At 68.1% G+C, this 13,268-nt stretch carries 13 protein-coding genes; 8 read left to right on the plus strand and 5 right to left on the minus strand.

The window, feature by feature from the left end; translation table 11 throughout:
- Positions 1 to 148 precede the first annotated feature (148 nt).
- From yajC to BM249_RS15110, 6 genes are all read left to right on the plus strand, one after another.
- Entirely contained in the window at positions 149 to 484 is a 336-nt protein-coding gene (gene yajC / locus BM249_RS15085) for a preprotein translocase subunit YajC (RefSeq protein WP_091973323.1), read from the plus strand.
- Positions 485 to 547: 63 nt separating this feature from the next.
- The gene (secD, locus tag BM249_RS15090) at positions 548 to 2,155 is read left to right on the plus strand and encodes a protein translocase subunit SecD (RefSeq protein ID WP_091973326.1); all 1,608 of its coding nucleotides are present in this window, start codon (positions 548 to 550) and stop codon (positions 2,153 to 2,155) included.
- Positions 2,156 to 2,216: 61 nt separating this feature from the next.
- Positions 2,217 to 3,182 (plus strand): protein translocase subunit SecF, encoded by a 966-nt coding sequence (gene secF / locus BM249_RS15095; protein ID WP_091973329.1) that lies wholly within the window; start codon positions 2,217 to 2,219, stop codon positions 3,180 to 3,182.
- Between the two features lie 3 nt (positions 3,183 to 3,185).
- Positions 3,186 to 3,572, plus strand: coding sequence for an Mth938-like domain-containing protein (locus BM249_RS15100; RefSeq protein ID WP_091973332.1), 387 nt, complete (start codon positions 3,186 to 3,188; stop codon positions 3,570 to 3,572).
- Positions 3,569 to 4,450, plus strand: a complete 882-nt coding sequence (locus BM249_RS15105) for a phytoene/squalene synthase family protein (RefSeq protein WP_091973335.1) — start codon at positions 3,569 to 3,571, stop codon at positions 4,448 to 4,450. The genes BM249_RS15100 and BM249_RS15105 overlap by 4 nt, the downstream gene beginning before the upstream one ends.
- A 369-nt stretch (positions 4,451 to 4,819) precedes the next feature.
- Complete coding sequence (locus BM249_RS15110) at positions 4,820 to 6,226, plus strand: alginate export family protein (protein ID WP_091973338.1); 1,407 nt, start codon at positions 4,820 to 4,822, stop codon at positions 6,224 to 6,226.
- Positions 6,227 to 6,280: 54 nt separating this feature from the next.
- Here the strand turns inward: BM249_RS15110 and BM249_RS15115 are convergent, their stop codons facing one another.
- Positions 6,281 to 7,204 carry a manganese catalase family protein gene (locus BM249_RS15115; protein ID WP_091973341.1) on the minus strand — a complete coding sequence of 308 codons (924 nt, stop codon included), beginning with the start codon at positions 7,202 to 7,204 and terminating at the stop codon, positions 6,281 to 6,283.
- A 290-nt stretch (positions 7,205 to 7,494) separates the two neighbouring features.
- Between BM249_RS15115 and BM249_RS15120 the strand changes: the two genes are divergently transcribed.
- Both BM249_RS15120 and BM249_RS15125 read left to right on the plus strand, forming a co-directional pair.
- Positions 7,495 to 9,189 (plus strand): L-lactate permease, encoded by a 1,695-nt coding sequence (locus BM249_RS15120; RefSeq protein WP_091973509.1) that lies wholly within the window; start codon positions 7,495 to 7,497, stop codon positions 9,187 to 9,189.
- Positions 9,190 to 9,301: 112 nt separating this feature from the next.
- The gene (locus BM249_RS15125) at positions 9,302 to 9,832 is read left to right on the plus strand and encodes a GNAT family N-acetyltransferase (protein WP_091973344.1); all 531 of its coding nucleotides are present in this window, start codon (positions 9,302 to 9,304) and stop codon (positions 9,830 to 9,832) included.
- A 370-nt stretch (positions 9,833 to 10,202) separates the two neighbouring features.
- Here the strand turns inward: BM249_RS15125 and BM249_RS15130 are convergent, their stop codons facing one another.
- From BM249_RS15130 to BM249_RS15145, 4 genes are all read right to left on the minus strand, one after another.
- Positions 10,203 to 10,445, minus strand: a complete 243-nt coding sequence (locus tag BM249_RS15130) for a helix-turn-helix domain-containing protein (RefSeq protein WP_244528779.1) — start codon at positions 10,443 to 10,445, stop codon at positions 10,203 to 10,205.
- The gene (locus tag BM249_RS15135; RefSeq protein WP_091973347.1) at positions 10,412 to 10,696 is read right to left on the minus strand and encodes a BrnT family toxin; all 285 of its coding nucleotides are present in this window, start codon (positions 10,694 to 10,696) and stop codon (positions 10,412 to 10,414) included. Before BM249_RS15135 ends, BM249_RS15130 begins: the two co-directional genes overlap by 34 nt.
- Before the next feature lie 108 nt (positions 10,697 to 10,804).
- Positions 10,805 to 12,223, minus strand: a complete 1,419-nt coding sequence (gene trmFO / locus BM249_RS15140) for a methylenetetrahydrofolate--tRNA-(uracil(54)-C(5))-methyltransferase (FADH(2)-oxidizing) TrmFO (RefSeq protein ID WP_091973350.1) — start codon at positions 12,221 to 12,223, stop codon at positions 10,805 to 10,807.
- Positions 12,224 to 12,268: 45 nt separating this feature from the next.
- The gene (locus BM249_RS15145; RefSeq protein ID WP_091973353.1) at positions 12,269 to 13,243 is read right to left on the minus strand and encodes a S1C family serine protease; all 975 of its coding nucleotides are present in this window, start codon (positions 13,241 to 13,243) and stop codon (positions 12,269 to 12,271) included.
- Positions 13,244 to 13,268 lie beyond the last annotated feature (25 nt).

Genomic DNA, 13,268 nt, shown 5'->3' on the forward strand with positions numbered 1-13,268 from the left:
GGGGGCTTGTCTCCGGCTCCGTTTCGCCTCAGGCCCTCGGCGTTGCTTTCACTTAGGCCGTGGCTATAGTCCGCGCGCTTTTTGACCCGTCCGACGCCCCTCGCCCGAGACGGGCGGCCATGGGTCCCATCCTCGAGGAGACACGCGCTTGATCACCCCAGCCTTCGCGCAAGGGGCCAATGCGGCCGCCGGCGGCGCGGACATCGCCTTGCAGGTGGTGCCGTTCGTCCTCATCTTCGTCATCATGTACTTCCTGATCCTCCGCCCGCAGCAGCGCCGCGTGAAGGAGCATCAGGCCATGGTGAAGAACGTGCGCCGGGACGACACCGTGGTCACCACCGGCGGCATCGTCGGCCGGGTCACCAAGGTCGCCGACGAGGCCTCCGAGATCGAGGTCGAGATCGCCCCCAACGTCCGCGTCAAGGTCGTGCGCGCCATGATCTCGGAGGTCCGGGTCAAGGGCGCTCCGGTCAAGGCCGCCTGACACCGACCACGCCAGGGGCCGGCGCACGAGTCGGCCTCGCCAAGAACAAGACAGGACCGGCGGATGCTGCGCTTCTCGAGAACCAAGATCGTCACGACCCTGGCGTTGATCCTCATCGGCCTCAGTCTCGCCGTGCCGAGCTTCTTCTCGCCCGAACAGCGCAAGGGCTTCATGGCGGGGCTGCCGGGCTGGTTCCCGAGCTGGATCGTGCCGCAGCGCGCCATCGTGCTCGGCCTCGACCTGCAGGGCGGCTCGCAGCTCCTCCTCGAGGTCGATCAGAACGAACTCGTGGCCTCGCAGGCGAAAGCCCTGCGCGACGACGTGCGCCGCATCCTCCAGCAGGAGAGCGTCCGGGCCGAGGGCGGCATCCAGCTGCTCCAGCGCGGCGTGCAGGTGCGTATCGCCGACGCGGCGGCCCGCGAGAAGGTGCTGCCGAAGCTGCGTGAACTCGCCCAGCCCATCTCCAACCCACTGGTCGGACAGGGCGCCGGCCGCACCCTCGACATCACCGAGCAGCCCGACGGCCTGATCCGCCTCGCCCTCACGGATGCGGGCATCACCGAGCGCACCCGCCGCGCCGTGAGCCAGGGCATCGAGGTCATCCGCCGCCGCCTCGATTCGACGGGCACCACCGAGCCGTCGATCCAGCAGCAGGGCGCCGACCGCATCCTGATCCAGGTGCCGGGCGAGCAGAATCCGGAGCGCCTCGAGAAGCTGCTGGGCTCCACCGCCAAGCTCGAATTCCGCATGCTCGCCGACTCGCCCACCGGCGACGTCGACATGCTGCCCTCCAAGGACGAGAAGGGCGCCAAGGTCCCAGTGGAGCGCCGGGTGATGGCCGATGGCGGCGATCTCACCGACGCCCAGCCGGCCTTCGACCATCAGACCCAGGAGCCGATGGTCAGCTTCAAGTTCAACCTGAAGGGCGCCCAGCGTTTCGGGCAGGCCACCGCCGAGAATGTCGGCCGCCGCATGGCCATCGTGCTCGACAACGAGGTGGTGTCGGCGCCGCGCATCAACACGCCGATCACCGGTGGCTCGGGCCAGATCACCGGCAACTTCACCGTGGCCCAGGCCAACGACCTCTCGGTCCTGCTCCGGGCCGGTGCCCTGCCGGCGAAGTTCACCGTGGTCGAGCGCCGCGTCGTCGGTCCCGGCCTCGGCCGCGATTCGATCCAGGCTGGCAAGCTCGCGACCCTGGTGGCCGGGGCGCTGGTCATCGCCTTCATGTTCGCCACCTACGGGGTGTTCGGCTTCTTCGCCAACATCGCCCTCATCGTCCATGTCGGCCTCATCCTGGGCCTGATGTCGGTGCTGGAAGCCACCATGACCCTGCCGGGCATCGCCGGCATCGTGCTCACCATCGGCACGGCGGTGGATTCCAACGTGCTCATCTACGAGCGCGTGCGCGAGGAGGTGCGGGCGGGCCGCTCCATCGTCTCGGCGCTCCAGGCCGGCTTCGACAAGGCGTTCGCCACCATCATCGATTCGAACTCGACCATGGCGATCGCCGCCCTGATCCTGTTCTTCCTCGGCTCCGGCCCGGTGAAGGGCTTCGCCGTGGTGTTCATCCTGGGCATCCTCACGACCGTCATCACCGCCGTGACCCTGACCCGCATGATGATCGCCCTGTGGTACAATCTCGCCCGGCCCAAGGCTCTTCCGTTCTAAGAAAGCCTTGCCGTTCTAGGGCGAAGGCCCGCCCGGCCCTGACACGAATCCGAGACCGATCATGCGTCTGCTCCGCCTCTGGCCCGACGAATCGCACTTCGACTTCATGCGCTTCCGGCGGTTCAGCTTCCCGCTCTCGGCGCTGATGTCGGTGGCCACCGTGATCCTGTTCCTCACGGTGGGCCTAAACTTCGGCATCGACTTTAAGGGCGGCACCCTCGTGGAGCTGCAGGCGAAGTCCGGCACCGCCGATGTCGGCGCCGTGCGCCATACGGCCAATGGCTTCGGCTTCGGCGAGACCGAGGTGCAGGAACTCGGCGGCCAGGGCACCATCCTCGTGCGCTTCCCGCTCCAGCCCGGCGAGCAGGGCCAGACGGCGGTGATGCAGAAGGCCCACGGCGCCTTCGACGCCGAGTACGAGTTCCGCCGCACCGAGACCGTCGGGCCGCGCGTCTCGGGCGAACTCGTGCAGTCGGGCACCATCGGCGTCGTCCTGTCGGTGCTCGCCGTGCTGTTCTACCTCTGGTTCCGCTTCGAGCGGGAACTGGCTCTGGGCGCCATCGTCGGCACGCTCCACGACATCGTGCTCACCATCGGGGTGTTCGTCATCTCCCGCATCGAGTTCAACATGACCTCGATCGCCGCGATCCTGACCATCGTGGGGTATTCGCTCAACGAGACCGTGGTGGTGTTCGACCGAACCCGCGAACTCATGCGCCGCTACAAGACCATTCCCACCGTCGAACTCCTGAACCTCTCCATCAACTCCACCATGTCGCGCACGGTGATGACGGCGACCTCCGCCTTCCTGTCGCTGCTGGCCCTGGTGCTGTTTGGCGGCGAGGCGATCAAGGGCTTCGCCGTGGTGATGCTGGCCGGCGTCGTCATCTGCACCTACTCGGCGATCTTCGTCTCGACCCCGGTCCTGATCTATCTCGGCCTCATGCTGTCGGGTGTGAAGGCGCAGACCCGCCCGACGGGCGGGAGCGGCCCGACGGGCGGGCGGGTGCCGCAGGCGGCGGAGTAGCGCATGGCAGCCGGCGGCCTCCCTGACGGCTTCGTTCCCGGCCGCCACCTCATCGATGCCTACGGCAACGGCGGCTTCCGCTTCGCCGAGATGTCGCATCGCGGCTCGATCCTGGTGCTGCCCTCGGGCATCCGGGCCTGGTCGACGACGGAGCCCAAAGCCATCGACCGGGCGGCCCTGCGTCCCGTCGTGGCGGAAGGCCGCGCCGTCGAACTCCTTCTCATTGGAACCGGCCTCGACATCGCGCCCTTTCCCGATAGCCTGCGGCGCTGGCTCAAGGAGGCGGGCATCGGCCTCGACGTGATGCAGACCGGCGCGGCGGCACGCACCTACAACATCCTCATGGCGGAGAACCGCAAGGTCGCCGCCGCCCTGATCGCGGTCGCATGACGGACACGGACATCCAGGCCGGTACGACGGGGGGACTGGCCTTCGCGTTTGCGCATGGCGAGGCCCTGGTGAAGGCCGGCGACCCCGACCGCTACTTCGCCACCCTGTTCGCCCCGGCGGTCTTCCGGCCCCACCTCTTCGCCCTCTACGCCTTCAGCCTCACCGTCGCCCGCACCCGCGAAGCCGTCTCGACCCCCATGGCGGGGGAAATCCGCCTGCAATGGTGGCGCGACGCCCTGCAGGGTGAGGCGCGCGGCGACGTGAAGGCCAATCCCGTGGCGGCGGCCCTTGATGACGCCATCGTCAAGCGCCGGCTCGGGCGACAGCCCTTCGTCGACCTCATCGACGCCCGGGTGTTCGATCTCTACGACGATCCGATGCCGCGGGTGAACGACCTCGAAGGCTATTGCGGCGAGACCGCCTCCGCCCTCATCCGCCTCGCCAGCCTCGTCCTGTGCGATGGCGCCGAGCCCGGCGGAGCCGCCGCCGCCGGCCATGCCGGGGTCGCCTACGGCATCACCGGGCTGCTCCGCGCCCTGCCGTGGCACGCGCGCGACGGACAGGTCTATCTCCCCGCCGATATCCTGAAGACCTACGGCGTCACCCGCGAGGACGTGGTGACGGGGCGCGGCGGCCCCGGCCTCGTCCACGCCTGCGCCGATCTGCGCGCCCTGGCGCGGCGTCACCTCGCGGCCTATGAGGGCGCGCGCGGCACCATCGTTCCGGCGGCCCGGGCCGCCTTCCTGCCCGTGGCCCTGGTGGAGCCCTACCTCGCCGTCATGGAGCGGCCGGGCTACGACCCCCTCAACACGCAGATCGAGATCCCGCGCTGGCGGCGGTTGTGGCATCTGTGGCGGGCCTCGCGCCGCGCATCCTAGGGCATCGATCCAGACGGAGGCTTCAGCCGTGTCTGGGAAGATTGATGCGAAAACACAAGCCTCGTGCTCTGGCGCATGAACGAAGTGATTGCGTCACAGCACGAGGGGCGTTTTCGCGCGATTCGGGCGTGCGCGAAGAACGTCCGCACGCAGCCGTCGCGCCGGACATGCTCCGGATCGTCGCGACGACGGCAATCCGATTTCGAATTTCCCGCGGATGGAGAAGGCTATGCCTTTTCCGAATGCTTTTCCGCGCTCGCGTTGAGCACGCATCTCTGTACTGATACCAAGTCTCGACTCGGCTGTTCAGAGGATGATGTGAAATATTTATCGCGTGATGTGGATTATTCTACGTTCGGCCGTGTCGGGATGCGGCGCTCGCTCCTGTGCGCGGCCCTTCTGGCGGGTTTCCTCCCCTGCGCGGCGGCGGCCCAGGCCTTGAAGACGACGCCGTACTTCGCGCTCTACGAGGCCCTGGGCAAACCCGAGGGGTGGAAGATCTCCGGCACGGTGCGACCGCGTTACGAGGCCCTCGGCGGTCAGTTCCGGCCGGGCCCCGCCCCGGCGAGCAACGACCTGTTCTCCCTACAGACGACGCTGTTCGCCGAATACGACACCGGCCCGGTTCGGATCGGCGGGGAACTCTTCGACAGCCGTGCCTATTTCCAGCGGCGCGGCTCGAATTCCATCGCCACCACCGAGGTGAACGCCCTCGAACTCGGTCAGGCCTATCTCGGCTTCGACCTCGCGGACGCCGCCGGGGCCGGAACCGTCAGCACGGTCACGGCCGGGCGCTTCACCCAGAATGTCGGCTCGCGCCGACTCATCGCCCGCAACCAGTTCCGCAACACCATCAATTCCTTCACGGGCATCGCCTACGATTGGCAGAATGCCGGCAAGGATGCCCTGCACCTGTTCTATACCCTGCCGCACATCCGCGAGCCCTTCGACCGTCCGGGCCTCCTCAGCAACAGCGTCGCCTGGGATCACGAGGGCCTCGACACCCAGTTGTTCGGCGGCATCGTCACCAAGGCGGGGGTGCTCGGCGGAATCCTGGAGGTCTACGGCTTCGGCCTGCTCGAACGCGACAGCGGCTCGCAGCTCGAAGGCATCCAGACCCGCGACCGGCGCCTGTTCACGCCGGGATTCCGGCTGTTCCGCGCCCCGAAGGTGGGGCAGTTCGACCACGAATTCGAGGCCATCTACCAGACCGGCACCGCCCGCAACACGACGGCGGTGACGGACGTCACCGACGTGCCGGTCTCGGCCTACTTCGTCCATGCCGAACTCGGCTACACCTTCGACGCGGCTTGGGCGCCTCGGGTCTCCCTCGAATACGATCACGCCAGCGGCGACGACCGCAACCCCGGCCGGAACACCCGCTTCGACACCCTGTACGGAGCGCGGCGCTTCGATTACGGCCCGACGAGCCTCTACGGCCCGGTGCAGCGCGCGAACCTCATTTCACCGGGCATTCGCCTCGAATTCGCGCCCGCGGCGGATCTCGACGTGTTCGTGAGCTATCGCGGCCTCTGGCTGGAGAACCCCACCGACAGCTTCGCCGCCACGGGCATCCGCGACCGGAGCGGCCGATCGGGGAGCTATGCCGGTCAGCAGATCGAGGGCCGTGTCCGTCACTGGCTCGTCCCCGGCTCGATGCTCGTCGATGTCGGCGTCGCCTACCTCCTCAAGGGCGATGTCCTGCGCGACGCCCCCAACGCGCCCCGGACGGGCGATACGGTCTACGGGTCCGTCACCACGACGTTCTTCTTCTGACGCGGGGGCACGGGAAAGGGCGGCTCGCCGTGAGCCGCCCCGGACCACACGGCCTCAGCGCGCCTTCTTCGTCAGTTTCGCGGCGATCTCGAACATCTCCTCCGGGGCATAATCCGGGGTGAAGGCGGACGGGATGCCTGTGAGCTGATGGATCTTGCCCCCATCCGGCATGCCCTCGACCACGGTGAGCTCACCCGGCGGATCGCCCGGCAGGGCGACTTCGCCGTTGCCCCAGATGCCGGACATTTCCTTGTAGTCGCTCGGGCTGAACGTATAGAGCCGGCGGTGCGAGCCCTCCTGAAGGTATTTCTGGCACTCGGGAATCTTGTCGAGGTTGATGTTCGGCGTGGGGAGGAACTTGTCGAGCTCGACGCCGGTGATCTTCTTCAGCGCCAGGGCGTAGGCGTGGGCGTGGACCGAGCCGCGCACGAGGAGGTAACCGCAGACTTCGCGGCCCGTCGGATCGGTCAGCGTCTCGTAGACCCGGAGCTTGTGCAGGCGGGCACCGCATTCGAGGTGGAAGTTGTGCAGGAGATCGACCACCACGTTGCCCGTGGTGGTGATGAAGTCGTTGTTCCACGAAGCGCCGTTGCTGTTCACCGGGGTCACGCCGCCGCCATTCGACAGGAAGGCCGCCGCGAGGCGGATGTCCTTCATGTCCTCGAACGGCGCGCCCGAGATGTCGCCGCCATTCCCTTCGTCGCCGTCGTTGTCGGGGCCGTTGTTGAGCATGGCGACGCCGTTCGAGACCAGCTCGACATGCCCGAGCTCCTCGGCCGTGATGGCGGCAACGAGGCTATAGAACGGCTTCAGCTTCGATTTGCTGCGAAAGTTGAAGCTCTGGAACATGTAGTTCCCAAGTGTCGACATCTCACCATATTTGCCGCCTAGCAGTTCCTGGAGTGCCGCAGCGGCATTGGGATCTTTCCGTTTCGGCGCAGGCAACTCGGCTTGCAGCTGATCGACGCGCATAAACATAGATTTATCTCCGTCCCCGAGCCCCGGAGGGCATGTCGGGGGAACCGGAGGTATCCCGGCATGTTCCGTAACCGCGCCACGATCACGCAGGCTGCACCCACGCTTGGAACATTCCGGAACGGCGCGACGACGCACCGATGCGTACGCTCATCGCGCCCATGGTGTCCCGCCCGCAACTGTCTCTGAATACATCATTAACCCGCGTTGAGCCGACTTCGGGCCTCTGCTAGCAACGACCCAAGGTTCCGGCGGGAGATCGGAATCACCTTGGGAGGACGCCCGTGAATACCGTGACCACCTGGAATCAGGTCTACGATCCGTTCGGGAGCCCCTGGCTCTCGACGCTCGCCGCCTCCCTGCCGGTGATCGCGCTGCTCGGCATGATCGCCAGCGGCAAGGTCAAGGCCCACATCGCCGCCGTCCTCTCCCTGGTGCTCGCCTTCTGCGTCGCCGTGTTCCTGTTCGGCATGCCGGCCGATCTCGCCGCCCGCGCCTCGGGCTACGGCGTGGCGCTCGGCCTGTTTCCCATCGGCTGGATCATCCTCAACGTCATCTTCCTCTACCGCCTGACGGTGGAGAAGGGCTGGTTCGCCACCCTGCAGCAATCGGTGGCCGGCATCACCACGGACCGGCGCCTGCAGCTCCTCCTCGTCGCCTTCGCGTTCGGGGCGTTCTTCGAGGGCGCCGGCGGCTTCGGCACCCCGGTGGCGGTGACGGGTGCCATCCTCATCGGCCTCGGCTTCTCGCCGCTCGCCGCCTCGGGCCTCTCCCTCATCGCCAACACCGCCCCGGTGGCCTACGGGGCGCTGGGCGCCCCCATCCAGGGCCTCGCCTCGGTGACGGGCTACGACCCCTACATCCTCGGCGCGATGATCGGCCGCCAGCTGCCGTTCTTCTCCATCCTGGTGCCGTTCTGGCTCATCTGGGTGTTCGCGGGCTTCCGCGGCATGGTCCAGATCTGGCCCGCCATCCTCGTCTGCGGCGGCTCGTTCGCGCTCGCCCAGTTCGGCATCTCGAACTACGTCAACCCTTGGATCGTCGATATCGGCGCGGCCCTCGTCTCCATGGGCGCCCTGGTGCTGTTCCTGCGCGTCTGGCGCCCGGCCACCATCTGGACCTCGCCGGCGCTACGCGGCAACGATCCGTCGCTCGGCTTCGTCACCGCCGAGGGCGGCGCCAAGGCTGCCCCCACGGGCGCCTATGCCCGCACCGCCTCGTCCTCCGAGATCATGATGGCGTGGGTGCCGTGGATCATCCTCTCGGTGATCGTCGCGATCTGGGGCACCGGCTGGTTCAAGGCCCTCGTCAACCCGATCTTCACCTGGAAGTACGAGGTACCGGGCCTGCACAACGTCATCATGAAGGTGCCGCCGGTGGTGGCCAAGGCCCATCCGGAAGCCGCCGTCTTCGCCTTCACCTACATGTCCTACACCGGCACCGGCGTGCTGTTCGCGGCCATCATCTCCGGCCTGCTCATGCGGTTCTCGCCCTGGCGCCTCGTGACGGCCTATCTCGAGACCATCTGGGTGCTGCGCTACTCGCTCATCACCATCTCGGCGATGCTGGCGCTCGGCGTGCTCACCCGCTACGCGGGCGTCGATGCCACCCTCGGTCTGGCGTTCGCCGGAACCGGCATCCTCTACCCGTTCTTCGGCACGCTGCTGGGCTGGCTCGGCGTCGCGCTGACCGGCTCGGACACCGCGTCGAACGTGCTGTTCGGCGGCCTGCAGAAAATCACCTCGGAGCAGCTCGGCCTGTCGGGCATCCTCATGGCCTCGGCGAACTCGTCCGGCGGCGTCATGGGCAAGATGATCGACGCCCAGTCCATCGTCGTCGCCTCCACGGCCACGGGCTATTTCGGGCAGGAGGGCAAGATCCTGCGCTTCGTGTTCTGGCACTCCATCGTGCTCGCCTGCCTCGTCGGCGTGCTGGTGATGCTCCAGGCCTACGTCTATCCGTTCAACGCCATGGTGATTCACCCGTAAGGGAGAGCGCCCGACGCTGACGAGACGCGCCCGCCCCGGTTTGCCGGGGCGGGTTTTTGTTGGGCCAAACCGTTCGCGCGCGGACGCGGCGATGGGGTAGGGTGGCGTCGCCATGTTCAAGCTCGCCGCGCGCTATTCCCTCGCCAAGCTCTCCCCCGTGGAGACCGCCCGCCTGCGCCTCGCCCCCCTGGTGCCGGGGGATGCCGAGGCCGTGCGGGCGCTCACCGACGATCCGGCCATCACCGGCGCCATCGACTTCCTGCCATCCCCCTTCACCCTGGCGGCGGCGCGCGGGCTCATCGGCCCGGCCAAGATCCGAAAAGATTGCTTCCTCGGCGCCCGCACGCGGGCCGACAACGAACTCGTCGCCATCGTCGGCCTGCACCTGCGCGGCGACCATGCGGTCGAACTCGGCTACTGGGTCGGCGGCGGCGCGCGCGGCCAGGGCTACGGCGCCGAGGCCGTGACGGGTGCGGTGGGCCTGCTGCGCGAACGTTTCCCCCACCGCTTCCTCATCGCCGAATGCCGGCCCGAGAACACGGCGTCGGTGGGGCTGCTCACGAAGGTCGGGTTCCGCGACACCGGCGACGAGGGCCACCGGCCGGGGCGGCGGATTTTCGCGTATGAGGCGAAGCCTGATTGAGCGTCCCGCACGGGGCTTTACGCCGACCCGGTTTCACCTCCGATCGGTGGGAAGCCGGATCATACCGTTTCCGGTTGATCCATTCGGTCTCCAGCAAGCGCGGGTCCCCTCTCCTGTAAGGAGAGGGACAGGGTGAGGTGTGTGACCTCTTCGGAGATGGACTACACCTCACCCCCACCCTCTCCTTCCAGGAGAGGGAGCCCGTCGCGCCCAGTCGATCCGAAGCAATCAACCGGAAACCGTATCAGTCGTCGCGTCCCGCAAGACGAAGCCGGTCGATGCCGAGGGCGCGCATCGCCGCTTCCGGTTCGCGGTCGAAGATGGTGAGGAGGGAGCGGGCCGCCGGATCGGGCAGCTTCCGACCCTGTTCTCAATTTCGGTAGGTTGCGACGGGGACACCGAGGGCATCGGCGAAGCGCTGTTGTGTGACGCCGAGCTTTTTCCGGATTTCGGCCGGCGCAGACGCGAGGGCATACTCGGTTGGCTCGGCGTCCGGATCGCCCCCGTCCTCGACGGTATGGCGGCGGATATCGGCCTCCCTCGTGGCGTCGATCCTCTCACGGTCCACCTGCGGCCGGTTCATTCGAAGTCGGTCGAGGCTGATGCGTGCCATCGTTGACGCTCCCTGCGGTTGGCTCGGCGCGCGGAGATGATCCACCGCACATCCCCCCGATCCGTGAAGGTGACGTGATCAATATCACCGTCGATCTCCCCGAGTGCGTTCTGGCGAACCTCGCCGTAATCTTGGCGGCCGTCGGCTCTTAGCAGAACGCGTCCGAGAAAGATCAGGGCCGCAAAGTCGAATCCAAACCCACGCCCGGCAAGATTGCGATCCGATTTCTCATCATGCCAATCGAAATCCATAGGGTTGTACGCCCAGGGCTCATAGAGGGCCAACGATGAGCGAGGGGCAGGGGGCCTGCCTCTACCGATTCCGAGATGCCACCCGGATTCATCCGGCGTCGACCTCGGCTACTCCGCCGCGACCCGTGCCGCGTCGGCCCCGATCCATGCCGCGAGATCCGCCCGGCCGCGATCCGTCAGGGCCTGCTTCTTGGCCACCGCCTTTTCCGGGCCGCGCAGGCGCTTGCAGGCCTCGCCCTTCGGGGCGTGGTCGAGGGGTGGGAACAGGCCGAAATTCACGTTCATGGGCTGGAACGAGCGCGGGGCGCCCGCATCCTCCGCCGCGATGTGGCCTCCGGTGATGTGGCCGATCAGCGCCCCCAGCGCCGTGGTGGCGGGCAGCGGCGCCAGGGCTCGGCCTTGCGCCTCGGCCACGGCGAAACGGCCCGCCATGAGGCCGATGGCGGCGCTCTCGACATAGCCCTCGCAGCCGGTGATCTGACCGGCGAATCGCAAGGACGGCCGGGCCTTCAACCGCAGGGTGGCGTCGAGGAGGCGGGGGCTGTCGAGGTAGGTGTTGCGGTGGAGGCCGCCGAGGCGGGCGAACTCGGCGTTCTCGAGGCCGGGGATCGTGCGGAACACCCGCACCTGCTCGGAATAGGTGAGCTTCGTCTGGAAGCCGACCATGTTGTAGAGGGTGCCGAGCGCATTGTCCTGGCGCAGCTGCACGATGGCGCAGGCCTTGACCGTGGGGTTGTGCGGGTTGGTCAGGCCCACGGGCTTCATGGGGCCGTGGCGCAGGGTCTCGGGGCCGCGCTCGGCCATGACCTCGATGGGCAGGCAGCCGTCGAAATACGGCGTCGAGGCCTCCCACTCCTTGAAGCCGATCTTCTCGCCCTCGATCAGCGCCTGGATGAACCTGTCATACTGTTCGCGGTCCAGGGGGCAGTTGATGTAGTCGGCTCCCGTGCCGCCGGGGCCGACCTTGTCGTAGCGCGACTGGAACCACGCCTTGTCCATGTCGATGGAGTCGCGGTGGACGATGGGCGCGATGGCGTCGAAGAAAGCCAGGGATTCCGCACCCGTGAGATCCCGGATGGCGCTCGCCAGGGACGGGGCGGTGAGCGGCCCCGTGGCCACGATGGTCTGGCCCCAGGAGTCCGGCGGCAGGCCCTCGACCTCCTCGCGCACGATGCTCACCCGGGGATGCGCCTCCAGGGCGGCGGTGACGGCGGCGGCGAACCCGGTGCGGTCGACGGCGAGCGCCCCCCCGGCCGGGACCTGATGCGCGTCGGCGGATTTCAGGATGAGGGAGCCGAGGGTGCGCATCTCCTGGTGCAGCAGTCCCACGGCGTTGCCGTTGGCGTCGTCGGAGCGGAACGAGTTCGAGCAGACGAGCTCGGCGAGATCCTGGCCGTGATGGGCCTCGGTGCCGCGCACGGGGCGCATCTCGTGCAGCACCACCGGGTGGCCGGCTTGCGCGATCTGCCAGGCGGCTTCCGAGCCCGCGAGGCCGCCGCCGACGATGTGGATTGGTGTCTCGGTCATCGCCCGGGGATAGACCCCCGGGGCGGCCGGATCAATGCAACCGGGTCAATGCAGGGGCGGCGACACGAGGAAGCGCTCGCGGTTGGCCGAGGTCACCGCGAGCTTGATGGTCTGGCCGTCGCGCCGGATGGTGAGGGGCACGCGCACGCCGGCCTCGCCCAAGGCCCAGACCTGCCGGAAGAAGCCGGCGAGATCCGCCACGGGCTCGCCCGCCACCGCCGTGACGACGTCGCCGGGCCGCAGATCCGCGGCCTCCGCCGGGCCGTCATCGGCGAGCCCCATGATCACCACGGCGTCGTCGCCGTCGCTGGCATAGAGGCCGAGCCAGGGTCGGGGCGGCCGGTCGGCCCGGCCTCGGGTGACGAGGTCGTCGAGGATCGGCGGCAGGAGGTCGATGGGCACGATCATGTTGATGGTGCGTGGCCCCTCCGCCGTGCCCTGCTGCAACTGGAGCGAGCCGATCCCCAGCAACTCGCCGCCCGCGCCGATGAGGGCGGCGCCGCCCCATTGCGGATGGGCGGGGGCGGTGAACAGGGCCTCGTCGAGGACGTATTCCCAGTAGCCGGCGAATTCCTGCCGGGCGACGATCTCCACGGCGACGCTGCGCTGGCGCCCGCCGACTCCGGCCACGATGGCCCGGTCGCCGACCCTCACGGGGCCGGAGCGCCCCAGCGGCAGGGCCGGCAGGTTGAGGGGGCCGAGGGCCTGGACGAGGCCGAAGCCCGTCACGGCATCGTAGCCGACGACGTGGCCGGGCACGGAACGGCCGTCATGGGTGGTGAGCCACACGGTGTCGGCCTCCATCACGAGGTAGCCGATGGTGAGCACGAGGCCGTCGTCGCCGATGACGACGCCGTTGCCGGCCCGCTCCGTGCCCAGGGTCTCGGCCGAGAAGGCTTCGTCGGGCACGCGGGTCGAGAGGGCGACGATGGCGGTCAGCGCCTGGGCGAGGTCGAAACCGTAATCACCGGCCCGGGGCTGCACGGATGCGGGGATCTTCCAGTCTCCGGGCGTCGCCATGGGGGTGTCTTTCTGCCGTCGTCGT

Source organism: Methylobacterium gossipiicola, from assembly GCF_900113485.1.
Taxonomy (GTDB): Bacteria; Pseudomonadota; Alphaproteobacteria; order Rhizobiales; family Beijerinckiaceae; genus Methylobacterium; species Methylobacterium gossipiicola.

What these genes read in the sequence shown, in the direction of transcription:
- trmFO (WP_091973350.1), bottom strand. Translation starts at nt 12,223, where the DNA reads ATGACCGAGACACCAATCCACATCGTCGGCGGCGGCCTCGCGGGCTCG.
- BM249_RS15145 (WP_091973353.1), bottom strand. Translation starts at nt 13,243, where the DNA reads ATGGCGACGCCCGGAGACTGGAAGATCCCCGCATCCGTGCAGCCCCGG.
- BM249_RS15110 (WP_091973338.1), top strand. Translation starts at nt 4,820, where the DNA reads ATGCGGCGCTCGCTCCTGTGCGCGGCCCTTCTGGCGGGTTTCCTCCCC.
- BM249_RS15130 (WP_244528779.1), bottom strand. Translation starts at nt 10,445, where the DNA reads ATGGCACGCATCAGCCTCGACCGACTTCGAATGAACCGGCCGCAGGTG.
- BM249_RS15105 (WP_091973335.1), top strand. Translation starts at nt 3,569, where the DNA reads ATGACGGACACGGACATCCAGGCCGGTACGACGGGGGGACTGGCCTTC.
- BM249_RS15115 (WP_091973341.1), bottom strand. Translation starts at nt 7,204, where the DNA reads ATGTTTATGCGCGTCGATCAGCTGCAAGCCGAGTTGCCTGCGCCGAAA.
- secF (WP_091973329.1), top strand. Translation starts at nt 2,217, where the DNA reads ATGCGTCTGCTCCGCCTCTGGCCCGACGAATCGCACTTCGACTTCATG.
- BM249_RS15125 (WP_091973344.1), top strand. Translation starts at nt 9,302, where the DNA reads ATGTTCAAGCTCGCCGCGCGCTATTCCCTCGCCAAGCTCTCCCCCGTG.
- BM249_RS15100 (WP_091973332.1), top strand. Translation starts at nt 3,186, where the DNA reads ATGGCAGCCGGCGGCCTCCCTGACGGCTTCGTTCCCGGCCGCCACCTC.
- BM249_RS15135 (WP_091973347.1), bottom strand. Translation starts at nt 10,696, where the DNA reads ATGGATTTCGATTGGCATGATGAGAAATCGGATCGCAATCTTGCCGGG.
- secD (WP_091973326.1), top strand. Translation starts at nt 548, where the DNA reads ATGCTGCGCTTCTCGAGAACCAAGATCGTCACGACCCTGGCGTTGATC.